Here is a 20,994-nt window from a genome sequence, read left to right on the forward strand (position 1 = left end):
ACCAAAATAGAAGTTGAACACAAGTACAATTTTTTTACAGTAAAAAAGGTAGGCGTATTATACGCCTACCCTTCACTCATGATACTTCATTTTTATTCTTCTTATTTAAATACCAATATACCGGCAGCCCCGTAAAGACAATTCCAATGGATAAGAAACAACTTATCGGATCATTGATAATGGCACTACCAATTACAAAGAACGAACCTAAAATCGCAACGATTGGTACGATTGGGAATAACGGTACACTGTATGCACGCTCTTTATTTTTATTACGTTTTCTTAAAATGAAGACACCAATAAACGTCATTACATAGAAAATATAAATAATGAATACGGAAATCTCAGATAGCTTATTCGGATCACTAATAATCATTAAAATAATTCCTAAAATGATTTCAACAGTAATCGCATTTGCTGGTGTTTTAAATCTTGGGCTTTCCTTCGCAATAAACTTAGCAAATGGAAGTTGTCCACGTTCTGCCATCGACATCGGGATACGTGGGAACGTTAAAATCTTTCCATTTAAACAACCAAAAATAGAAACGATAATACCGATACTAATAATTTTCCCGCCATATTCTCCAAGTAGCATGCCTGCAGCTGTCGCTGTTGCATTTTCTCCAAGGTCTACAATTTGTGTTGCTGGTAATACATTCAGTAACGCCAAATTAATTAATACGTAAGCAGCTGTTACAATTAAAATCCCAACTGTCATAGCTTTCGGTAATAACTTTGTTGGATTCTTCATTTCTCCACCAATCGAAGCAAGTAAAATCCAGCCATCATAAGCAAATAACGTTGCTAAAATTGCCATCCCGATACTTTGATTTTCTGATATAGGCACAACTACGTTAAAGATATCGCTATTTCCTTTCCAAAAACCTAACACAACAATTAATACGATTGGAATCATCTTCCCGATTGTCGTAATCGTTTGAACGATACCTCCGTATTTTGTTCCCATACTATTTACAACGCCAAGGAACACAACTGTTCCAATTGCGATTGGTAAATTCCATACTTTATCTAAATAGAAAAAATTAATCATTAAAGAACTAAAGTATAACCCTAATGTTCCAATAATAGCTGGCCCATAAACAATCGTTTGCATCCAGCCTGATAAATATCCCCAAAAACTTCCGTAAATCTCCTCTAAATACGTATACAACCCACCATTTTTCGGGATTTGCGCTCCAATTTCAGCTACTGTTAAACCACTTGCTAACGTTAACAGACCACCAATTACCCAAGCAAGAATCGCCATATTAGAACTCCCCGAGTAATCTAATACGCTGCCTGGTTTCATAAACACACCAGACCCAATAATCGTTCCTACTACGATAGAAAGTGCTACCGTTAAACCAATTTTGTTCTTCTCATCATGATGCATGCTGCGTATCCTCCTTCCAATCCTAGTGTGATGCAAAAATGAAATAAAAAAACACTCCTCCCTAAAAAAGGGACGAGTGTTGTATTCGTGGTTCCACCCTTGTTTCAATTCGTAAAGTAACACACTTCACCAATTTCTCAAGTCTACATAACGGTTTTTGCCGGCAAGCAATTACTAGATGTTCGTTCACTGCTGCAGTTCAGAGGTGGTAATCTATTTTTCCGTATTAGGAAGCTCACAGCCAAAGGCCTCCCTCTCTGAGAATCGTAAAAAATTGATCGTGTCCTCATCATCACTTCTTGATGTCGAATTTTGTAGTTATTGTTCATTATATTGAATTGTTAGAAAAAATCAATATATTTTTTATATAACATATGAAATATTTCTCTTCTTATATTATAACAGAAGTTACGACACTTCTCTAATTCCCTAAAAATGGTATACTCTATATAGGAGGTGCATCAACCATGATTGCTGTTTTTTGTATCATCGCTACATTTCTTTCTGTTCTATTCGCTATCATGTTCAGGTACAAGTATCCTGGTTATAGCATTTTAGCGGTAGCTATTATACCAGCTGTTTCCTTCTACGTATTAGGTAAATATCAATATACGGAAGTGTTTATCGGTTTTGCAATCTTCTACTGCGTCTTTGGATACATACTAACAATGAAAAGAATTTTATTGAATCATTAAAAGGGGACCGATTTCTGTCAGCAGAAATCGGTCCTCGCACGTATCTTCCGGTTGCCCACACGAAAGATACGACTTCATTCAATTATTTCTCATCTTTTTTCATAAAAAACTTATGGTGCGGTAAATCAACATTCAATGCCTCTAATTGTTTCTTCTCATTGTCTAAAATCGCTTTTGCTTTTGTTTTTGTTGCCTCATCTAATCCCGCAAAGATGTCTTCATGCTTCTCTTTCTCTGGGAGTTTCACACCTAATTTTGTTAATTCTTCTTTTGCTTGCTCATGCGTTAATTTCCCGGACTTTTCCTGTTCAAAAATAGACATTACTTTTTCCTTTGTTACTTCATCTAAGTTAGCAAGTATGTCTTTATGCTTACTCTTCTCTGGCATTTTCACGCCTAACTTCGTTAATTCCTCTTTTGCTTGTTCACGTGTTAATTTGCCGGATTTCTCTTGCTCTAAAATTGATTTCGCTTTTTCTTTTGTCGCTTCATCTAATCCCGCAAACATTTCTTTGTGTTTACCCTTTTCCGGGAACTTCACGCCTAATTTTGTTAATTCTTCTTTTGCTTGTTCACGTGTTAATTTGCCGGACTTTTCTTGCTCTAAAATTGATTTCGCTTTTTCTTTTGTCGCTTCATCTAATCCCGCAAACATTTCTTTACGTTTTTCTTTCTCTGGAAGTTTTACACCTAGCTCCTCTAACTGTTTCTTTGTATCATCCATAATCGTTTTTACTTTTTGTTTTGTGGCGTCATCTAAATCTTTTTTCGCCGTTTTTGTAGATTGCTCAGCTGCTGGAGTATTCGTTGCCGCGAATGCCGGGATGCCGACTCCTCCAATGATTCCGAATGATAAAGCACCTGCAATCGCTAAATACCCAACTGTTTTCTTCTTCATAGGAAATTTCCTCCTTCATATTTCTAATGCATGTACACTCTCGTATACAATGCCTATAGTAATGTTGGTTTCTTAAAATTTCCTTAACGACTTAACAAAAAAAACACCGCTCATGATGAGCGGTGTTTTTCTATGCTTTTTGTAATTGTAATTCTTCACGTTCCATTATTTTTCTTAATACAATTGTTTGTGTCATTGTAAATAAGTTACCTGTTATCCAGTACAACACAAGTCCTGATGGTGCTGCGAATCCCATAAATAGAATCATTGCTGGCATCATAATTTGCTGCATCTTTAGCATCTGTACTTGTTCTCCAGGTGTAATATTAGATTGGAAAACTTTCATCTGAATAAATGTCGTTAATGCTGCAATAATCGGTAATATATGATAAGGATCTGCATGTCCTAAGTTCACCCATAAAAACGAAGATGTGCGAATCTCTTCTGTTCGGCTAATGGCATAATACAAAGCAGAGAAAATCGGCATTTGTATAAAGATTGGCCAGCAACCAGCAAGTGGATTCCAACCGCCTGATTTCATTAGTTCTGACATTTCTTTTTGATACTGTTTTTGTTTTTCAAGATCTTTACTTACATCACCGTATTTTTTCTTTAACTTCTGCAATTCAGGTTGCATTTTCTTCATTTTCGCTTGGCTACGATATTGCGAAACAGCTAATGGAATCATTGCTGAACGAATAACGAGCGTCATAATAATGATAGCAATCCCGAAGCTAGCTCCCGGTATATGATGAGCAACAAATTGAATCATAAACGAGATTGGATATACAAAATAATGATCCCAAATTCCCGTACTATGTGCATCAATTGGGGCTGCATTACTACAACCAGATAAAACAAAAACAAGTAATAATGATAAACTAACGAGCGCAGTTCGGTATGATTTTAACATGTTCATTCCTCCAATGTTTCGTAATTATTTAGCGAAACATTGGTGTATACGGACCGACCTCGTCATTCTCTTCACTTGATTCTTGTCTGCGTACAGAACGAATCATTCCATATTTATAAAAAATCGAAAATAGCGGTACATTCCCCGCACTATCTTCACACGTATCAACTAACGCAAATGCTCTTTGTCTACCGCTTGATGCTTGCTGACGCACAAAGCGAGAAACGTTAGCAAGGAAGAAAACTTCTAATAAACAAAGTGCTGTCGTTACAAACGATATATATAGAATCGCATCCTGCAATAAAAATTCCATCGCTTCACATCCTTAATAAGGTCATTTTAGCACATTCGGCAAACATTCTCTATTTCCTTTTATCGTCAAAAAAAGTATTTTGCATATTTTCTCAAGAAAACAATAATTAAGAAACATTGTATTCGCTTTCTTTAGTATATTCACACACATCAATGAATAGGTTTGATTTATTAGAAATTTATAAAATTTTTGCATTATAATAAAACTATTGCCAGTTTTTGAAAAAACCTTTATTCTCTTCTTGTAATCAAAAATGAATATGGAGATGAAACATACTATGGGTCAACTAGGAGACGCCGATTACGTTCCCGACACCGCCTTTTTATCCTTCCCAGCAGCTAAAACATTTCACTTAGAATTTATCATACAGTTGGTTGTTATTTTCATAGCTTCTATTTTGTATGCAATTTCTATGAATATGTTCTTTATCCCGCATAACATGATTAGCGGTGGATTCGCTGGAGTAGGGATGATTATCGGTTATTTAATGCACTACAATATCGGTGCACTTATCTTTTTACTAAACATTCCTCTTCTTATTTTAAGTCACTTTTACTTAGGCAAGAAGACAACCTTTTTAACAGCGTACTTTGTAGCTGTATCATCATTAGCGATGAACATTATCCCTGTACACCAAGTTTCAGACGATATTTTACTATCTTCTGTATTCGGCGGTGTAATCTGCGGAGCAGCTTCAGGAATCATATTCCGATTTGCTTCTTCAACAGGTGGATTTGATGTTGTTGGATTGATTGTAGCGAAATATCGCGATGTTTCAATTGGAGCAATTATATTTGTATTCAACTTAATCTTACTTGTTGTAGCAGGATTTATTTTCGGATGGGATATTACACTTTATACGTTAATTAGTCGATTTGTAGTCAGCAAAGTGATCGATGCTGTGCATACGAAACATATTAAATTGACGATAATGACAATTACAGAAAAAGGCGAGGAAATAAAAAGCGCCCTACTACATCACGGCATACGTGGCGTGACGATGGTAGATGCTGTCGGCGGCTATACAAACCATAAGAAAAAAATGATTTACACTGTCGTGACTCGCTATGAGTTAGGCGAAATGAAACGTATTATCCGTCAAGTGGATAACAAAGCATTTATGAACATTACTGAAACAGTTGAAATTGTCGGCCGTTTCAAACGTATATAAAGTGAAACTTTAATCAGTGGGGGTTTTCTTCATCCCCCACTGATTAATAGTTGAACCAATCGGACTTTTATGGGCAGTTGATCCCCCACCTAACTTCTTTGCTTTCGCTGAATTTTGAGGTGGGGGTCTTACTGCCCATTAAAGTGGGATAAAAAAGGTCAATACATGAAAGGGCATAACATATTAGTCATATATAATATGTTATGCCCTTTGTTATTCAACTCACGTACCCTTTAGCATAATACAATCATTAAGTTTATTACTACAAATCGGAGGATAGCATTCCATATACAATACTATCTGTCCATTCATCTTTACTCCAAAAATCTTGTATGAAATGTGCTTCCTTTCTCATGCCTACTCGTTCACACAATTTTTGTGAAGCTGTATTACGCGCATCAAGATTAGCTTGTATGCGATGTACATTACATTCATTAAATAATTTAAATACCAAACTACTTACTGCTTCTGTTGCCAAACCTCTCCCAGCTACTTCATTTGAAAAACTATAACCAATCTCAACAGTGTCTTTCATATTTGTGTACCATACAGATAAATCACCAACTACTTTCGTTTTGTATATAACTGCTAAACTTAATATTGAGTCTTTAGTAAGTACATTATTTTCTAGCTTCTTATTAAATCTTTTCTGCATGTCTTCATGAGTCCACTTATTATATAATAGGAACTTACATGTATCATCATTATTATAAATAGCAAATACATCCTGTAAATCGGTACTCTTAAAAGGTCTAATTGTTAATCTTTCTGTTGTGAATTCCAAGTTAGCTCTCCTCCCTTCCATTCATGGCATAAAACATTTTTTTATAGTATTTAAGTCCCCTTCTTATATCCCACCTTGATTACATATTTCATCATAGTAAATGAAAATCCTTCTTCCTCTAAACTGCACCGTTACTGGTATTTCTTTGCACTTTTTATTTTTTACACTTATTACAAAATCAGATAATTCTATTATTATGCCTCTAAATGTGTTATAATGAAAACAGACTCACAAAAAAAGAGTATATAGACTTGGAAGTTTCTCTTATTTTACAAGCAAAAAGAAACGAGCAGTCGGGTATATTTCAGACACCATACACGTAACGGTTTAAAAAACCGATCACTCTTCAATGATCTTTTTATAAAAAGATACGTACAACTAAAACTCACTTCAATATACTATACCTACCTTTTTGACTTCCAAATCATCTTATTACATAAGGAGATGAACATATGAATCAATATATACGATATACAATAGCTGTCCTGTTTGCTATTATCGGCGGAACAATCTGCTTCTGGACAAACACTCAGCTTGGAGAGAATATCATTTTTAATGGAATCGAAACACTTGTAAGCGCTTCAATTTTAGGTGGATACATTTTCTTCCTCTTTAATCCAGAAGAAAATGCGCAAAAAACAATGTTATTAACAATGATCGGAATCGTTGGCGGATGTATTTCCTACTCAATGACTAACTATACATTACCACTTCAATTAAGCTCAGCTTTCTTCCACGGTCTATGGACTTGGTTCATTGCATTCTGTCTAGCAGATGTATTCAACCTATTACAAGACAACGAAGAAGAAAACGGTCGCCAAATTGAAAGTAACTCGTAAGCTGGAAGGGATTCTTCCAGCTTTTTTTATGTTGGTTTGCATACCACGGCATCACAATAAAAAGAAGTTACCCTCACGGCAACTTCTTTCCCATATACCCCATCCAGTATCAACCGGATTATATCAGCGATTTTTCAAATATATCGACGATTTCTCCACTTATATCAGCGATTTTTTCATTATATCGACGGTTCGACACAGGATATCGACTTACCGACATTCTTCGACAATCAATTTTCATCTATATACCTCCGCTCGGAATCCGAAACGAAACGTGTGCCCCGCCTCTCACCTCACTATTTTCTACCTGAATTTTACCACCATGCTTCTCAACAATTGTCTTAGCAATATATAACCCGAGTCCAAAATGTTCCTTGTTTCCTGAACGCGACTGATCTCCCTGATAAAAACGTTGTAATACTTTTTTTAAATCTCCTTTTTGAAAACCAGGCCCTGAATCATATCCATGAAACTCTATTGCATCCTGCCAAGCACATACTTTCAAAAGCATCTTCCCTGACACCGGAGTAAATCGAACTGCATTCATTACGATGTTGTCCATTACTTGACTGATTCGCTCTTGATCAAATACTAAGCTTTGTATATCCTCATTATTTTCAAAGATGACATCCCAATCAATTTCTTTTTTTCTAGCTATGCATTCATATTCTTCTAGTTTTTTAAGAAAGAATGGATTTATATGTACTTTATTTAAACGTAATTGAAATGAGAAACTCTCTAGCTCATTTACTATTTGGAACTCCTCAAGAAGCTTTGTCATTCTGTTTGTGTTTCTTTCAATCGTTTGTAAATACCGATGTAACAAATCTTCATTTTTCCATAAACCACTTTGCAAGCCTTCTGTATGACCTTGCACAATCGTTAATGGCGTTTTTAAATCGTGAGAAATAGCTCTAATATATTCTCTCCTTTCTTCTTCTAACTCCCATTGTCGTGACAAACTAGTAGCTAGCGCTGCACGCATATTTTCAAACGAACTGACTAATTCACCAATTTCATTTTTCGCGTTGTACTCTAAATGAAAATTTAAATCCTGCTCTTGAATTCTTTTTGAGGCCTCTGATAGTTCAACTAGTGGTTTCTTTATTCTTTTTCCCATTCGATTTGAAATAATGTAGGACAAAATTGTAATGTATATAAAGGGTGCAGCTAAAAATAAGATTACAAAAAAGGAATCAACTGCCGAAGCAGTAGATATTGTTAAATGATAATTAAACCCTATCGCTCCTTGTAAATCTCCATTCCTATCTACTAAAGGCAGATATGTCGTAACTTCATTATCATCTTCTTCACCATAAATATTTGTATTAATAACACTCGAAATCGGTCTCTCATTTGTTATTAATTTCTTGTTATATGTACCATAAGAAATATCTCCTTGCCTATTAACAATTTGATATTTAATTCCCTCTTTAGGGACAATTTTCTCTAATCCATTTCGCTCTTTCTCATTTAACAATAGTATGCCTTTATCTTTTACATATTCTTTTATCATAGGTATTTTCTGTTCATAATAATTCGCAGGAAATACTTTCCCATTCTTCGTTAGCCAATACCAACCACTAGCCGCTGTTAAAACCGTTAGTATTAAACTACCAAGTAGAACTATTAAGAAGCCAGCTACTAGCTGTTGTTTAATCCTTAACCTTTGCATCAATTCTGTACACTCCACTTATATCCAATTCCCCACACCGTTTGAATATATGTATTTTCTCTGTCATATACACTAAGCTTTGTTCTAATTTTCTTTATATGCTCAACTACAGTAGAGACATCACTTTCACTATCATATCCCCAAATCTTTTCAAACAGCTGCTCTTTCGTCAAAACTTGACCAGCATGAAGTGCTAACATTTTCACAACTTCATACTCTTTTTTTGTAAAATGAATTTTTTCTTTCCCAGTCATTATTTCGTAGTTTTGCAAATCTATTAATATACTTCCATAGCGTAAAAATTCCTTTTGATCCACCATTCTTAAATCTGTCGTACGGCGCAAATTGGCAACAATTCTCGCTTTCAACTCTTTTAAACTAAATGGCTTACTAATATAATCGTCTCCACCAATCAATAAACCTTCTATCCGAGACCGTTCACTACTATCCGCACTTAAAAATAAGATTGGGCATGCATAAGACTCTCTCATCTTCTCGCAAACTTTAAACCCATTCATATCTGGCAACATAACGTCTAAAATAATGAGATCCACGCTATTATCTAATTTTTTCAAAGCTTCTTCACCACTTAATGCACTTCTTACTTCATACCCTTCCATGACAAGACTATCTTCAATAAATGTAAGAATATCTGGTTCATCGTCTACAAGTAGTATTTTGCTCGTCACGGCAAGCCCCTCCTAATTAAATATATCTTTTTTACACCAACTAAACATAGCCGCTATTGCACATCCTCCTAAAATTGTACCATTTATCAGGTAAAATGTTCCTTTCCCCTCACTTAATATTCTTAGAATTGATCCACTTCCAATTACAAAATAACTTAATTCTTCATTCACATATAAACTTGCTACTAATAAACCAACTATTACAAAATACGTAATGATAGCGTTTTGAAACCACAGACTTACAAAACTACTCAACATTGTTAAAGCACTTGCTATAAACCATAGTATTAAATAATATTTTACAGTATATAAAATAGAAGCATTCGCACTATAAATGACTTGTTTATCTAAAAAGAATGTCTCTTCTGCACGCCTTATAAAAAATGTTCCATATATATAACTCTCAATGAATGCCATTAACAAAAACAAACTTACAATGCTCATTTGAGTAATCCATTTCGCCAATAATAATTCCCATCTACCTACGGGACGAATCATAACAAGCCGATACGCACCAGATGAAATTTCACCATTAAAACTATCAATAAATAAGATTGGAAAAATTAATAAGAATAACGTAAAATACCATTCTCTTGTAACTGCGACAGGAAAGTTTAAATTACTTAAGATTGCTTCTGTTCCTTTTGTATCATAAATAGCAACTCCAAAAGTATGAACCCATACGCTATGCAAAATAAGTAGCAGCCCAAAAATAACTATTAATACTTTCGTCTTTTTTCTATTAAAAATCCGTTCAAATTCACTTATAAGTATTTGTCTCATTCTTCACACCTCACACAAAATTATCTTTTTTCCCTATCCAATAAACTGTTACAGTATTACAAACAACAATATATAGTAGTAAAACTACAGATCCAAAAAAAATCATTCTTGAACTACCAGATAAAGATATAGCAATTCCTTCATGTTGCAATTTAATTAAAGAAGAATAATTAATATAAAGAACAGTCGGGGATTTGCCTATCACTAACGCCATCGCTGGGTATCCAAAGGAAAATATAATGAATCCCATACCGAGAAGAGTCGCACTTGTTGTCGATTTACTTATAACCGACAGCATAATTAATATGCTAGCCATTGCTATTAAAGTAAGATAAGCAATTCCGTAATAAGAAATACAGTATAAGAACACGCCAAGTGCATTCGTTTTTTCCGTATGATAAAACAAAAGAATATTCGGTTCATGCTCAAAGAAAATATAGCCAATACAATAACTGCAAATAAAATAAACACTTATAAATAGCAAACTTACCGCTACTATCGTAATTATTTTTGCAATCAGAACCTCCGAATACGTATATGATCTTTGGATTATCATCCTAATTTGACCGCTATGATACTCTTGAGCAAACACAAGAACAATTAAAACGAGTAAAACAAGATTACATATACTCATAAGCATTTCAGATAATGCAAGGACAGGGAACGAATTCGCATATGTATAATCAACCGCTATCCTTTCGACCTCTTGATTATGTTTTAAATAGTACTTAGCAGCCCCAAGTAACATCACTGGTATCATTAAAAAACAAAGCCATGTTACTTTCTTCGCCCAAAGCCGCTCCCATTCCGAGCGTACTAACATCATCATGAGCTCATCATCTCCACGAAAATATCTTCTAATTCTTTATTCCTTCCTTGTACTTCTTCCGTCGTTCCCCGCCATATTAATGATCCTTCTCGAATCATGACCCATGAATCACACATAAGCTCCAATTCACGAATTAAATGACTAGAAATGAAGAAAGTAATTCCCTTCTCACGCTGTAAATCGAGTACAATTTTACGAAGCTGCTTAATTCCAACTGGATCCAATCCATTAGATGGTTCATCCAAAATGATAAAATCTGGATCCCCAAGAAGTGCCTGTGCAATACCTAAACGCTGCTTCATCCCTAACGAATACGTACCAACCTTATCGTCAGCACGATTTTCTAAACCGACGATTTCTAATACTTGCTGCACCTTTTTTTCAAGAACTTCTCCATCAGTGCGTAGCGTAATCCTCCCTAAATTCCGTAAATTTTTTCTTCCTGACATATAAGAGAAGAAAATTGGAGCTTCTACAATTGCACCTACATGCTGAAGAGCTTCTTTTCGACTTTTTTGTACGCTAATACCATTAACTAATATCTCTCCTTCATTTGGTCGAATTAACCCCATAATTGTTCGAATAAGAGTTGTCTTCCCAGAACCATTTGGCCCAACAAAACCACAAATCTCATTTTTATAAACAGAAAAAGACATATGACTTAGCAACGTTCTCCCCTTCACCTTTTTCGTCACATCTCTTACTTCTAAAACCGCTTTTTTCATCTCTACCGCCTCCTTACTCTAAGAATAGAAGGTAAAAATAAACAATTTATAAACAAATAAAAAGAAGTTACCCTCACGGCAACTTCTTTTCCATATACCCCATCCAGTATCAACCGGATTATATCAGCGATTTTTCAAATATATCGACGATTTCTCCACTTATATCAGCGATTTTTTCATTATATCGACGGTTCGACACAGGATATCGACTTACCGACATTCTTCGACAATCAAGACGCTCAACATACCCTATCCCCCAAGCAATTTACTGCCGAACTCTACGATTAAAAAGATAATTAATAGGATCGCGAGTATTTTTAATGCTACATACGCTACTTTAAAAACAGCATAAATGAGCAAGACGATTAAAATAATCGTTAAAATTTCCATCTAGAATTCCTCCAAGCTTTGCTCTTCTTATCTTATTTTACTCGCCCCACACTTTTTATGGAACGGCATAAGACGACATAGAAAAAAGAGGATACCTCACCCATCGTAAGATACCCTCTTCTTTAGCTGCTCAAACCATTCTCTCTCTAATTGTAAATATCCCATTTCACTATTCTCAGCACTCTTCAATTCTTTATCCGCTTTTCTCATATAAACGTTGGAAGCTTCCATATCGCCCTCTACATATTTCACAATTCCTTGTGTACGATAATACCCCTGTAAGTCTATTTTTGTAATAGCCTTCCCATGTTCTTTCGCTTCTTCTAAAGAAAGACGATCTATCTCATAAAGAGCTTTATATAAAAGATACCAACTATGAAAACTACTAACGAAAAATTTATTCTCTTTCGTTACAGGTAGTTGAACAATTGTTTCTACATACGGTATCGTTCTTTCCATTCCCTCTTGATCCGCCCTGGCATAAAAAACGAGCATAAGTCCACTCATTATATCTCTTATACTTTTATCCTCTTTTAATTTTTCCTCACTAAGCTCTATTAATCTCTCATCCCAATCTTTCGGCCTTTTATAACTAAATAATTCACTCGATACTTGAATGTTATATAAATGCTGCCTAGCCTTTTCATCATCTTTAATTAAAATAAGAAATTGCATGCCATCACTCAAAAACGTTCCTTTTATCGGTACGATTGTAGCTGCAAAAATCACAAAGTGTAAAACAGAAAAATATAAAAGATATTGATAATAACTCATCATGTATATGTAACCGAAAGTAATACCAAATAATAAACTCGTAATCGGTCCACCTAAAGTCATCCACGCCCATTTTTTTGAAAGATTCGGTGTCTCTATAGAAGGAGGCACTAACATCGCCACGCCTCCAAAGTACATCCACAATTTATTTTCTCGAATGCGTACTTTCCCCTTCTCTTTTTGAAAAGTAATCGGCCCTACTGTCATAAATTTAAAATTCAAACCACCTATTAAACCAAACACTACATGTCCTAGCTCATGAATAGCTAGCACTAATAAAAAAATCCCAAATAATTCCCATACATCCAATATTACTTCTAATTTCCCAGTTCGGATTACTCCGTATAAAATGGACAAAACCAACGCCGCCGTCATTGAACCAGCTGGCCTTCTTAAAATATCCACCTTTTTCTCCCCTTAGTAAATCATTTTTCTCTGCATTTCGTACATGAACTTTCCGAGATGCAATATCCAAATAAATGAGATTAAACCAATTAATACAAAGTCGATATCACTAGCCGCCGTATATATAACGGCAGCCCACCATACATATGCCAATATTGTATTCGTAAATTCATACGCTTTATATCCAGCCTCATGCACAATGTGCTTTAATCCTTCATCTGCGTTTTTCGTCCACATTTTCATAGATTCCATATATGTTACACCTTGTTCAGGATATAGCTTGTTATAACGATTTTTTGTTATCAGCCCACTAATCACTACAATAGTTAAACAAACAATAGAAGCTACTAAATTCCACACTGCAAATGAAACATTTGTATCCTGCAACAGTGCACGTCTACATGCAATAACTGCATATACAAACCATGCCTGCGTAACTATATCACCTACACGTAAATATATACTTATAATGCCTAATTTTCTGCCTTGTACACTCTCTTCTTCATCACGTGTCTCCGCTAACATACGTGTATTCTTCCAAGTGTAGTACATCATTAAGATTCCAAAAATGGTGCATATACCTATAAATAGATTAGATGATAATTTTCTCGGTTCATGCGAGAGTAAATCTAAAGCTATATACGATGTTAAAAATCCACCCATCATACTTAATGCCATTTTCCCCACAAAATCAAATTGTTTTTTTCGTTTACTCTTCATCATCCTCTTCCCCCTCCACTAACGTGAATATTTCCTCCACCGGTACATTGAAAATGTGTGCAATTTTTAACGACAATACAATTGATGGTGCATAATCCCCGCGCTCAATTAAACTAATCGTTTGCCGCGATGATCCAATCGCTTTCCCTAAATCCCCTTGTGATAAACGATGCTTTGCCCGCAATTCCCTCACTCGATTTTGAAGCTTCATGTCTTCCCTCTTTTTCATTTATTTAATTAGAATTGTAAATAATATCCTTATTTTTGTCAATTATAATTGTCATTTTGACGTTAATAATTGACAAAAATAAAGATATATTATGGTGGAAATAACCTATATAATGAATGTGAAATATTAAACAAAGGAAGTGACTTATGAATAAAACATCTACTTTTTTCTATATTCTTACTAAGCTTACAGCGACTTTCTTTTTATTATCACTTATTAGCACGCTTCTCTTAACAACTAGTCAACCAACATTATATAGTTTCTTAGCTGGATTACGAGAACTACTATATGTTCCCTTCGTTCCTGTCCTTGCGGTATATGCAATTTTTTGTTCTATTTGCATAGATAAATTGAAATTAAAAACACATACAAGACTGAAGACATTATTACTTTATATTTTTTGCGGCTATTTATTTTTTCTTCCCTTTTTAATATTTAAAGAAGCTGATCTAATACAGTTCTTGTTCCTCGGATCAATCGGAGCAGTATGTTCTCTTTCTTTCTATTTATGTACAGTCATAGCAACAAAATTTAAGTGGATACCGTATTTCGTACCAAGCATTATGCTTATTATATTTATCACAATTAACTTAGTAGATATAGAAAGGGTTGGAATATCAAAAGAACAATGGATCGAAACAAAAACCGATAACTCTTTCGAAGCATCTTTTCAACATTTTAGTGGTGAACATAAAGTCCCAATTGAATTAAAACGAGGTGACATATTAGAATTCACTATTGAATCACGAACTGATAATTCGAATGGCTACATAGGGGACATAAAAATGGCTAGTGAATTTCAAGAGGAAGAAATTTATTTAGCTCCAGCTGGTCCTAATACGTACCATTTCGCAGCAATTAAGACAGGTACTTATTACATTATAGTTAGCGGAAATCAATTAAAAGGAAAGTTGAAAATAGATTGGAACATTAAATAAAAAAGGCCGTGCATCTGCACTGCCTCCCTAATTTTTTACATAGAATGGATTCCATATTAACTTGCGTTTTGTAAGAATGCTCGTTTTAACTGTTTGCGGAAACGAACTCCTAACGTAATTGCTACAATCGCAATCACTCCAAAAATAATTTTACCAATGTGACCTTCTAGCGCTCCAAAAATATCATGCAAGTTTCCACCTAACCAGTAACCACCGATTAAGAAGAATGATACCCAAAATAGAGCACCTGAGTAAATTGTAATTGCAAACCGGCGGAATGGTAAGTTAATAATTCCTGCAAAGTATCCTGTAAAGTGACGTACACCAGGAATAAAGAAACCGATAAAAATCAAGAAGTATCCATACTTATCAAACCACATTCTTGTTAAGTCGATTTTTCTTTGTGTTAAAAATACGTATTTCCCATACTTTTGAACAAAGGGCATTCCTAATTTATTTCCTAAAAAGTATTGGATTGTCATTCCTACACTTGTCCCAATAAAGGATAGGATAATTAAAATCGGTAAACTTAAATCACCCTTATGTGCTAAAAATCCCGCATATGCTAACGTTGGCTCTCCCGGAAACGGAAGTGCAATATATTCTAACAGCAAACCAACAAGTACAACATAGTACCCGTATTGCTGAAATAATTCATGAATCCATTCCATGTCATCTCTCCTTTCAATCACGTGCAACTTCTTACTAATATTGTATAAAAAAATTGTCGAAATAACTATCACAATAGCTTACATTTTTATTACATTTTTGTAAGGCTCTCACTAAACTTTTACGTTCATTATGTACTCTCATTTTGAAACAATTTAACAAGTATATACTGCGAAAAATTAGGGCCTTAATATGCATTTTTTATCCATTTTTTAACACTTAAAAATCGTTATATTTTGTTCTTAATAAAAAACCACTACAAACTCATACTAACTTCATATTAGCTTCATATACGTATTGTAAGATTATATCGGAATTTGTTGAAAAATTTAACCAATATATGACTAAACATTAATTTGAATAAATATTAATCGCTTTTCGAAATTGAAAAAAGGGTGAATAAAAAATGGAAGCTTATAAAATGCACGATTTTATTAATACAAATGTTGAATCTCACCAAAATGAAACCGTTTTTAATTTACACATATGTGAAACAAATGAATTTGACGTAAGTTTAACAAAGTCTACAACACTGTCTTTTATCGTTTCAAAAAAGAACATTAAGATTGTTACGAAAAAATGGATTAATTCAAATCAAGAAAGCATGATTGGCAAAAGCTACATCATTCCAACGAAAGCTTTTCACTACTTCTTACCAATTATTTCTGAAACGGAAGATGAATTAAATATTCAAGTTCAAAGTTTTGGACTACATGGCGAACTTTTATTAAATGAAAGATTACTTATTGATAAAAACAACAAACACAATGCCAAAATTACTACCTTCTTTGAAACATTAGATGAAAATGTAAATAAAGTATTACGAGGATTGCAAATTCATTGTATGTAAGACTATTACAATAGTAAAAAGGAGAATAAAATGAAAAAACTATTATTAAGCGCACTATTATCATTAGGATTTTTAACTATTCCATTCACAAATGCTGAGGCAGCTACAACAAATGACCAGCTTATCGTGAATACACAGTTAAATAAAATGGATTACTATCAAAACGGAAAATTCATAAAAAGTTTTACTGTCGCTACTGGAAAAGCAGCTACTCCTACACCTAAAGGTACTTTTCAAATCGTAAATAAAATTAAAAATCGTCCTTATTACACAGGCAAAATTAAAGGCGGCGATCCACGTAATCCACTTGGTGACCGTTGGCTCGGACTAAACATGGCAGGAACTTACGGAACAACTTATGCGATTCATGGTACGAACAATAACCAGGCAATTGGTAAGTGGACAACACTAGGTTGTATTCGTATGTATAACAATGATATACACTGGTTATTTGAGCGTATTCCCCAGCAAGCTACTGTCACTGTAAAATAACCTCAAAGCGCGATTTACATGTAGCCAAGAATTTTATGTCTTGGCTTATTTTATTTCTTCATTTACAGTAGCAAAACAACTGTATTTACATATATAATAGGAATAGATTGTGTTAGGTAACATCCAAACATTGATAAACATGGATATTAAAATTATACAGTTATAATATTTTATAAATTTTACAATACATACTATAATAGAATTACTGTAATTCTTAAATATTCAGTTTCACTAAACAACTCCCCTTGCTACTTTCATGATTATTTTATGGCGGGGGCTTATTATATGTATAAACAATCTGAGTCATCGGAAAAATGATGAATTCGAATATTGCAGTTAAAAGCGTTATTTAGGAGGTGTTACTATGACGCATATACTGGTGATTGAAGACAACCCAGATATACAAGAACTAATTCGTGAATTTCTAATGGCACAAAACTTTACTGTTGATGTCGTTGGTGCTGGAACAGAAGGTATACTTCTTTTCCAAAAAAATTCATACGATCTTGTCCTCCTTGATGTGATGTTACCAGATATAGATGGCTATAGTATTTGTAAAATTATGCGAGGACAATCTGATGTACCAATCATTATGTTAACAGGCTTACATAATGAAGAAAGTGAAATTAAAGGATTTGAATTAGGTATTGATGACTATATTACGAAACCGTTCCATTACACCGTATTTATTAAACGTGTAGAAGCTGTATTAAGAAGGGCAGCAACGAAGGAAGCCGAAGCTGCGACTATACTACAATTCCATGAATTGATGTTAAATTCTACAGCATACGCCGCTTATGTTCATGGTAATCAAATTGAATTGACAACAAAAGAATTTGAAATTATTTATACTTTACTGCAAAATCGAGGAAAAGTATTATCAAGAAGTGATTTGTTGAATAAGGTATGGGGCTATGAACATTATGGTGATGTAAGAGTTATAGATACACACATTAAAAACTTACGAAAAAAATTAGGAATTCCTTATATTAAAACGGTGAAAGGCATTGGCTACAAAATCGAATCGTAGCAAAGACAACATCACCAAAAATATTTTCATCAAAACCTTATTATTTTGTATTCTTTTATCACTTTGTCTTTATCAAGTTATTTACTTCTTAGCTTCAAACTACGATAAAGAACGTTTTGCGAAAGAAAATGGAACGCATACTACAGAACAAGCGGATTCAGATAAACAAAACGACCAAAGTAAAACGAATCAAAATAAAGCTGTATCACAGGGGGACATGTTTAATTTCCAATCTTCTATTATAGATTATAATTCTCTCTCTACAGCTATCAATCACCTTTTGCAGCCTAGCCAAACTGCAAAAGCAAAAGAACATACTCAAAATATTTCGGGGAAAAATAGCGCTTCTGCTCCACTTACAGAAACGGAAAAGCAAGTCGCTACTAATGATGCCTTACATAAACAAAATGCAGCAAGTAAAGCAAATGATGCACAAGATAATCCAAAATTAACAGATGTACTGCAGCAATTAGCTCCACATATTGGCGCAACAATGCTTGCACTCTCTCTGCTTGGATCTTTAATTTATGCAAAACTAATTGCTAAACCTTTTCAATATATGAGTGATGCTTTAAAAGATATTATGAATCTTGATTTCTCAGATAAAAAACTACTCAACAAAAATACTGATCAAACAGATTTTAATTTACAAGTAGCTGCTTCACAAGTACCAAATATAGTGAAGAATTTACATGCGAGCAATCAAGATTTAAGAAATGAACTCAAAAAGGAGCAACAATTAGAACAATCTCGTAAAGAATTTATGTCTATGGTTTCCCATGAATTAAAAACACCAATCGCAGCCGTTATGGGACAACTAGATGGCATGATTCACGGAATTGGAGCTTATAAAGATAGAGATAAATATTTAAAACGTTCCTATGAAATGATGCAAGACATTAACATATTAACGGAAAAAATGTCGGAATTATCCAAAATACAAAACCCTCAATTTAAACCTGATTTAAAAGTTATCTCATTAACTAATATTATTGAGGACGTTATGAAGAAAGTAGATTATTTCGTATCTGTAAAGCAGTTAAATGTTCAATCTAACATTAAACAAGATGTACAAGTTTTAGCTGATCCTAAATTTATTCAAACTGCCATTTTTAACATTATTTCAAATGCAATTCATTATACAATTGACCATCAGCATGTATATATAAAGCTTTATGAAAAGCCAAACGGTTACGCATTAGAAGTATTAAATACAGGTTCACAAATAGATGAGGATAAACTTGCCCATTTATTTGAGCCATTCTATCGCGCAAACCCTGACAAACACGGCTTAGTACAAGGTAGTGGTCTTGGGTTATACATTGTAAAACAAATACTAGATAAACATCAATTTCCTTATGGTATACAAAACACGCCTCAAGGTGTAAAATGTTCTATTGTATTCCCAAAAGCAATGTAAAAACCTACTACAATTTCATATCCCAAATTCATACTTCGTATGAGTGGCGGAATTTTGTAGAGTATATGACTCTGTTTCGTTCGCCCGTTATCCTTATTTGGATAGCGGGCGTTTTTTATTATGTAAAAGGAGGATTTTCATGGAGAAATTTAAGTATTCATTACTCGTTTTATTCGGAGCTTGTAGCTACGGCGTACTTTCAACTATTTTCAAACTCGGATTCATTGATGGATTTTCAGCCCATCAACTATTAGGAGGTCAATATGTCTTCGGATGGATCGGTCTTCTTCTGCTCGTTCTTTTCGTTTCACGTCATAAAGTAACAAAAAAGCAATTCTTTTCCTTACTAACAGTTGGCACAACGATGAGTATGACCGGTATCTTCTACGCTATTTCTGTAGAAGAACTACCAGCATCTATCGCTGTCGTGCTACTTTTCCAGTTCACATGGATTGGTGTCGTTATTGAAGCAATTGCAAACCGAACATTTCCAAGCCGTGAGAAAGTTATATCTATCATTATTTTATTTACTGGTACATTGTTTGCAGGCGGTGTCTTCGAAGGCCTCGGACAAAACTTTTCCACGAAAGGTATGATCTTTGGTCTATTAGCCGCTGTCTCTTTTTCATTCTATGTTTTTGCAAGCGGGCGTGTTGCTACAGAAGTTCCGCCTTATACGAAAAGCTTTCTTATGACAACAAGCGCTACTCTTATCGTATGCCTATTCTTCCCGCCAACCTTTTTAACCGATGGTGCCCTGGAAGCCGGCCTTTGGAAATATGCTTTCTTCCTCGGGTTGTTCGGCGTTGTCGTACCTGTCATTTGTTTTTCAATTGGCGTACCGAAAGTAGGAACAGGACTTAGTACAATACTAGGAGCAGCTGAATTACCAACCGCCATTATCGCTTCTATTACACTTGTACATGAAGTCGTAACGTTTATGCAGTGGATTGGGATCATCTTTATACTACTTGGGATTTTCACTCCTCAGCTACTTACCGCTAGGAAAGAAAAGAAACATAGTAGCGTGCATAGTGCATGAAAATAGAAACTTGCATATAAATGTAAATACAGTTACAATGTGGTATAATTTCAAATCTATTTGGAGGTATAAATGACTATTTTAAGCGTAGCCTTTTTTGCCATTATGTGTATCTTCTTCCTAATAAGATATATGAAAGAAAAGAAATTTTACGATGCGCTCCTCATTCCCATTTGCATATATGCTGGGGCAGTCAAAACCCCTTTGGTGGAGTACTTAAACTTTAATACCACATTCAAAATAACATATGATATTGCAGCTATTATTCTCGTAATCCTTGCTGTGCTGTTCTTCTTAAAGGATATGAAAGAGAATCCTACTGCATAAC

25 protein-coding genes and 1 other annotated feature are annotated in these 20,994 nt (G+C 34.4%); of the genes, 10 read left to right on the plus strand and 15 right to left on the minus strand.

From position 1 onward, the window contains the following. Nucleotides 1–76 precede the first annotated feature (76 nt). Nucleotides 77–1,393 (minus strand): APC family permease, encoded by a 1,317-nt coding sequence (locus ACTFRS_RS21170; RefSeq protein ID WP_001974428.1) that lies wholly within the window; start codon nucleotides 1,391–1,393, stop codon nucleotides 77–79. A gap of 65 nt (nucleotides 1,394–1,458) precedes the next feature. After that, nucleotides 1,459–1,695: a binding site (T-box leader), on the minus strand. 165 nt (nucleotides 1,696–1,860) lie between these two features. Here ACTFRS_RS21170 and ACTFRS_RS21175 point away from each other — a divergent pair. Beyond that, nucleotides 1,861–2,088, plus strand: coding sequence for a hypothetical protein (locus tag ACTFRS_RS21175; protein ID WP_000562235.1), 228 nt, complete (start codon nucleotides 1,861–1,863; stop codon nucleotides 2,086–2,088). 82 nt (nucleotides 2,089–2,170) lie between these two features. On the opposite strand, the gene ACTFRS_RS21180 is transcribed toward ACTFRS_RS21175, so the two are convergent. The 3 genes from ACTFRS_RS21180 to ACTFRS_RS21190 all read right to left on the minus strand — a co-directional run bounded on the left by ACTFRS_RS21180 (nucleotide 2,171) and on the right by ACTFRS_RS21190 (nucleotide 4,212). Then, entirely contained in the window at nucleotides 2,171–2,986 is an 816-nt protein-coding gene (locus ACTFRS_RS21180; protein WP_440025074.1) for a hypothetical protein, read from the minus strand. Between the two features lie 130 nt (nucleotides 2,987–3,116). Beyond that, on the minus strand, nucleotides 3,117–3,899 hold the full coding sequence (gene yidC, locus ACTFRS_RS21185) for a membrane protein insertase YidC (protein WP_139868256.1): 783 nt from the start codon (nucleotides 3,897–3,899) through the stop codon (nucleotides 3,117–3,119). Nucleotides 3,900–3,927: 28 nt separating this feature from the next. Beyond that, nucleotides 3,928–4,212, minus strand: a complete 285-nt coding sequence (locus ACTFRS_RS21190; RefSeq protein WP_000394930.1) for a hypothetical protein — start codon at nucleotides 4,210–4,212, stop codon at nucleotides 3,928–3,930. 277 nt (nucleotides 4,213–4,489) lie between these two features. Here ACTFRS_RS21190 and ACTFRS_RS21195 point away from each other — a divergent pair, with 277 nt between their 5' ends. Continuing rightward, nucleotides 4,490–5,383, plus strand: coding sequence for a YitT family protein (locus ACTFRS_RS21195; protein WP_073542279.1), 894 nt, complete (start codon nucleotides 4,490–4,492; stop codon nucleotides 5,381–5,383). Nucleotides 5,384–5,645: 262 nt separating this feature from the next. On the opposite strand, the gene ACTFRS_RS21200 is transcribed toward ACTFRS_RS21195, so the two are convergent. Next, the gene (locus ACTFRS_RS21200) at nucleotides 5,646–6,167 is read right to left on the minus strand and encodes a GNAT family N-acetyltransferase (protein ID WP_440025071.1); all 522 of its coding nucleotides are present in this window, start codon (nucleotides 6,165–6,167) and stop codon (nucleotides 5,646–5,648) included. 452 nt (nucleotides 6,168–6,619) lie between these two features. On the opposite strand from ACTFRS_RS21200, the gene ACTFRS_RS21205 reads away from it, so the two are divergent. After that, nucleotides 6,620–7,006 (plus strand): DUF3938 domain-containing protein, encoded by a 387-nt coding sequence (locus tag ACTFRS_RS21205; RefSeq protein ID WP_001077770.1) that lies wholly within the window; start codon nucleotides 6,620–6,622, stop codon nucleotides 7,004–7,006. Between the two features lie 241 nt (nucleotides 7,007–7,247). Here the strand turns inward: ACTFRS_RS21205 and ACTFRS_RS21210 are convergent, their stop codons facing one another. The 9 genes from ACTFRS_RS21210 to ACTFRS_RS21250 form a co-directional block, all read right to left on the minus strand. Beyond that, nucleotides 7,248–8,681 (minus strand): sensor histidine kinase, encoded by a 1,434-nt coding sequence (locus tag ACTFRS_RS21210; protein ID WP_431085116.1) that lies wholly within the window; start codon nucleotides 8,679–8,681, stop codon nucleotides 7,248–7,250. Further along, on the minus strand, nucleotides 8,681–9,370 hold the full coding sequence (locus tag ACTFRS_RS21215; RefSeq protein WP_016718853.1) for a response regulator transcription factor: 690 nt from the start codon (nucleotides 9,368–9,370) through the stop codon (nucleotides 8,681–8,683). Before ACTFRS_RS21215 ends, ACTFRS_RS21210 begins: the two co-directional genes overlap by 1 nt. 12 nt (nucleotides 9,371–9,382) lie before the next feature. Then, nucleotides 9,383–10,153, minus strand: coding sequence for an ABC transporter permease (locus ACTFRS_RS21220; protein WP_431085110.1), 771 nt, complete (start codon nucleotides 10,151–10,153; stop codon nucleotides 9,383–9,385). Nucleotides 10,154–10,163: 10 nt separating this feature from the next. Continuing rightward, nucleotides 10,164–10,982, minus strand: a complete 819-nt coding sequence (locus tag ACTFRS_RS21225; RefSeq protein WP_440025068.1) for an ABC transporter permease subunit — start codon at nucleotides 10,980–10,982, stop codon at nucleotides 10,164–10,166. Beyond that, entirely contained in the window at nucleotides 10,979–11,707 is a 729-nt protein-coding gene (locus tag ACTFRS_RS21230) for an ABC transporter ATP-binding protein (RefSeq protein WP_431085109.1), read from the minus strand. Before ACTFRS_RS21230 ends, ACTFRS_RS21225 begins: the two co-directional genes overlap by 4 nt. Nucleotides 11,708–11,956: 249 nt before the next feature. Then, nucleotides 11,957–12,097 (minus strand): DUF3985 family protein, encoded by a 141-nt coding sequence (locus ACTFRS_RS21235; protein ID WP_000404782.1) that lies wholly within the window; start codon nucleotides 12,095–12,097, stop codon nucleotides 11,957–11,959. Nucleotides 12,098–12,193: 96 nt separating this feature from the next. Beyond that, nucleotides 12,194–13,246, minus strand: coding sequence for a M50 family metallopeptidase (locus tag ACTFRS_RS21240; protein WP_440025129.1), 1,053 nt, complete (start codon nucleotides 13,244–13,246; stop codon nucleotides 12,194–12,196). A gap of 42 nt (nucleotides 13,247–13,288) precedes the next feature. Next, nucleotides 13,289–13,996: a DUF3169 family protein gene (locus tag ACTFRS_RS21245; protein WP_440025066.1), complete on the minus strand. Its 708-nt coding sequence runs from the start codon at nucleotides 13,994–13,996 to the stop codon at nucleotides 13,289–13,291. Further along, nucleotides 13,986–14,207 (minus strand): helix-turn-helix transcriptional regulator, encoded by a 222-nt coding sequence (locus ACTFRS_RS21250; RefSeq protein ID WP_000776157.1) that lies wholly within the window; start codon nucleotides 14,205–14,207, stop codon nucleotides 13,986–13,988. The genes ACTFRS_RS21245 and ACTFRS_RS21250 overlap by 11 nt, the downstream gene beginning before the upstream one ends. Before the next feature lie 164 nt (nucleotides 14,208–14,371). Here ACTFRS_RS21250 and ACTFRS_RS21255 point away from each other — a divergent pair, with 164 nt between their 5' ends. Beyond that, nucleotides 14,372–15,163: a hypothetical protein gene (locus ACTFRS_RS21255; protein WP_440025064.1), complete on the plus strand. Its 792-nt coding sequence runs from the start codon at nucleotides 14,372–14,374 to the stop codon at nucleotides 15,161–15,163. A gap of 56 nt (nucleotides 15,164–15,219) precedes the next feature. On the opposite strand, the gene ACTFRS_RS21260 is transcribed toward ACTFRS_RS21255, so the two are convergent. Further along, nucleotides 15,220–15,834 carry a DedA family protein gene (locus ACTFRS_RS21260; RefSeq protein ID WP_000454756.1) on the minus strand — a complete coding sequence of 205 codons (615 nt, stop codon included), beginning with the start codon at nucleotides 15,832–15,834 and terminating at the stop codon, nucleotides 15,220–15,222. A 404-nt stretch (nucleotides 15,835–16,238) separates the two neighbouring features. On the opposite strand from ACTFRS_RS21260, the gene ACTFRS_RS21265 reads away from it, so the two are divergent. The 6 genes from ACTFRS_RS21265 to ACTFRS_RS21290 all read left to right on the plus strand — a co-directional run bounded on the left by ACTFRS_RS21265 (nucleotide 16,239) and on the right by ACTFRS_RS21290 (nucleotide 20,993). Then, entirely contained in the window at nucleotides 16,239–16,682 is a 444-nt protein-coding gene (locus ACTFRS_RS21265; protein ID WP_000388752.1) for a DUF3978 domain-containing protein, read from the plus strand. A gap of 30 nt (nucleotides 16,683–16,712) precedes the next feature. Further along, nucleotides 16,713–17,174 (plus strand): L,D-transpeptidase, encoded by a 462-nt coding sequence (locus ACTFRS_RS21270; protein ID WP_000735052.1) that lies wholly within the window; start codon nucleotides 16,713–16,715, stop codon nucleotides 17,172–17,174. Nucleotides 17,175–17,538: 364 nt separating this feature from the next. Then, nucleotides 17,539–18,204: a response regulator transcription factor gene (locus ACTFRS_RS21275; RefSeq protein WP_000148833.1), complete on the plus strand. Its 666-nt coding sequence runs from the start codon at nucleotides 17,539–17,541 to the stop codon at nucleotides 18,202–18,204. Continuing rightward, entirely contained in the window at nucleotides 18,182–19,624 is a 1,443-nt protein-coding gene (locus ACTFRS_RS21280) for a sensor histidine kinase (protein ID WP_440025062.1), read from the plus strand. The genes ACTFRS_RS21275 and ACTFRS_RS21280 overlap by 23 nt, the downstream gene beginning before the upstream one ends. Before the next feature lie 139 nt (nucleotides 19,625–19,763). Continuing rightward, the gene (locus ACTFRS_RS21285; RefSeq protein ID WP_440025061.1) at nucleotides 19,764–20,666 is read left to right on the plus strand and encodes an EamA family transporter; all 903 of its coding nucleotides are present in this window, start codon (nucleotides 19,764–19,766) and stop codon (nucleotides 20,664–20,666) included. A gap of 72 nt (nucleotides 20,667–20,738) precedes the next feature. After that, nucleotides 20,739–20,993, plus strand: a complete 255-nt coding sequence (locus tag ACTFRS_RS21290; protein ID WP_431085104.1) for a hypothetical protein — start codon at nucleotides 20,739–20,741, stop codon at nucleotides 20,991–20,993. Nucleotide 20,994 lies beyond the last annotated feature (1 nt).

The sequence above is a fragment of the Bacillus cereus group sp. MYBK139-1 genome, assembly GCF_051916915.1.
GTDB lineage: Bacteria > Bacillota > Bacilli > Bacillales > Bacillaceae_G > Bacillus_A > Bacillus_A pacificus.

What these genes read in the sequence shown, in the direction of transcription:
- ACTFRS_RS21170 (WP_001974428.1), bottom strand. Translation starts at nt 1,393, where the DNA reads ATGCATCATGATGAGAAGAACAAAATTGGTTTAACGGTAGCACTTTCT.
- ACTFRS_RS21175 (WP_000562235.1), top strand. Translation starts at nt 1,861, where the DNA reads ATGATTGCTGTTTTTTGTATCATCGCTACATTTCTTTCTGTTCTATTC.
- ACTFRS_RS21180 (WP_440025074.1), bottom strand. Translation starts at nt 2,986, where the DNA reads ATGAAGAAGAAAACAGTTGGGTATTTAGCGATTGCAGGTGCTTTATCA.
- yidC (WP_139868256.1), bottom strand. Translation starts at nt 3,899, where the DNA reads ATGTTAAAATCATACCGAACTGCGCTCGTTAGTTTATCATTATTACTT.
- ACTFRS_RS21190 (WP_000394930.1), bottom strand. Translation starts at nt 4,212, where the DNA reads ATGGAATTTTTATTGCAGGATGCGATTCTATATATATCGTTTGTAACG.
- ACTFRS_RS21195 (WP_073542279.1), top strand. Translation starts at nt 4,490, where the DNA reads ATGGGTCAACTAGGAGACGCCGATTACGTTCCCGACACCGCCTTTTTA.
- ACTFRS_RS21205 (WP_001077770.1), top strand. Translation starts at nt 6,620, where the DNA reads ATGAATCAATATATACGATATACAATAGCTGTCCTGTTTGCTATTATC.
- ACTFRS_RS21210 (WP_431085116.1), bottom strand. Translation starts at nt 8,681, where the DNA reads ATGCAAAGGTTAAGGATTAAACAACAGCTAGTAGCTGGCTTCTTAATA.
- ACTFRS_RS21220 (WP_431085110.1), bottom strand. Translation starts at nt 10,153, where the DNA reads ATGAGACAAATACTTATAAGTGAATTTGAACGGATTTTTAATAGAAAA.
- ACTFRS_RS21225 (WP_440025068.1), bottom strand. Translation starts at nt 10,982, where the DNA reads ATGATGATGTTAGTACGCTCGGAATGGGAGCGGCTTTGGGCGAAGAAA.
- ACTFRS_RS21230 (WP_431085109.1), bottom strand. Translation starts at nt 11,707, where the DNA reads ATGAAAAAAGCGGTTTTAGAAGTAAGAGATGTGACGAAAAAGGTGAAG.
- ACTFRS_RS21235 (WP_000404782.1), bottom strand. Translation starts at nt 12,097, where the DNA reads ATGGAAATTTTAACGATTATTTTAATCGTCTTGCTCATTTATGCTGTT.
- ACTFRS_RS21240 (WP_440025129.1), bottom strand. Translation starts at nt 13,246, where the DNA reads ATGACGGCGGCGTTGGTTTTGTCCATTTTATACGGAGTAATCCGAACT.
- ACTFRS_RS21245 (WP_440025066.1), bottom strand. Translation starts at nt 13,996, where the DNA reads ATGAAGAGTAAACGAAAAAAACAATTTGATTTTGTGGGGAAAATGGCA.
- ACTFRS_RS21250 (WP_000776157.1), bottom strand. Translation starts at nt 14,207, where the DNA reads ATGAAGCTTCAAAATCGAGTGAGGGAATTGCGGGCAAAGCATCGTTTA.
- ACTFRS_RS21255 (WP_440025064.1), top strand. Translation starts at nt 14,372, where the DNA reads ATGAATAAAACATCTACTTTTTTCTATATTCTTACTAAGCTTACAGCG.
- ACTFRS_RS21260 (WP_000454756.1), bottom strand. Translation starts at nt 15,834, where the DNA reads ATGGAATGGATTCATGAATTATTTCAGCAATACGGGTACTATGTTGTA.
- ACTFRS_RS21265 (WP_000388752.1), top strand. Translation starts at nt 16,239, where the DNA reads ATGGAAGCTTATAAAATGCACGATTTTATTAATACAAATGTTGAATCT.
- ACTFRS_RS21270 (WP_000735052.1), top strand. Translation starts at nt 16,713, where the DNA reads ATGAAAAAACTATTATTAAGCGCACTATTATCATTAGGATTTTTAACT.
- ACTFRS_RS21275 (WP_000148833.1), top strand. Translation starts at nt 17,539, where the DNA reads ATGACGCATATACTGGTGATTGAAGACAACCCAGATATACAAGAACTA.
- ACTFRS_RS21285 (WP_440025061.1), top strand. Translation starts at nt 19,764, where the DNA reads ATGGAGAAATTTAAGTATTCATTACTCGTTTTATTCGGAGCTTGTAGC.
- ACTFRS_RS21290 (WP_431085104.1), top strand. Translation starts at nt 20,739, where the DNA reads ATGACTATTTTAAGCGTAGCCTTTTTTGCCATTATGTGTATCTTCTTC.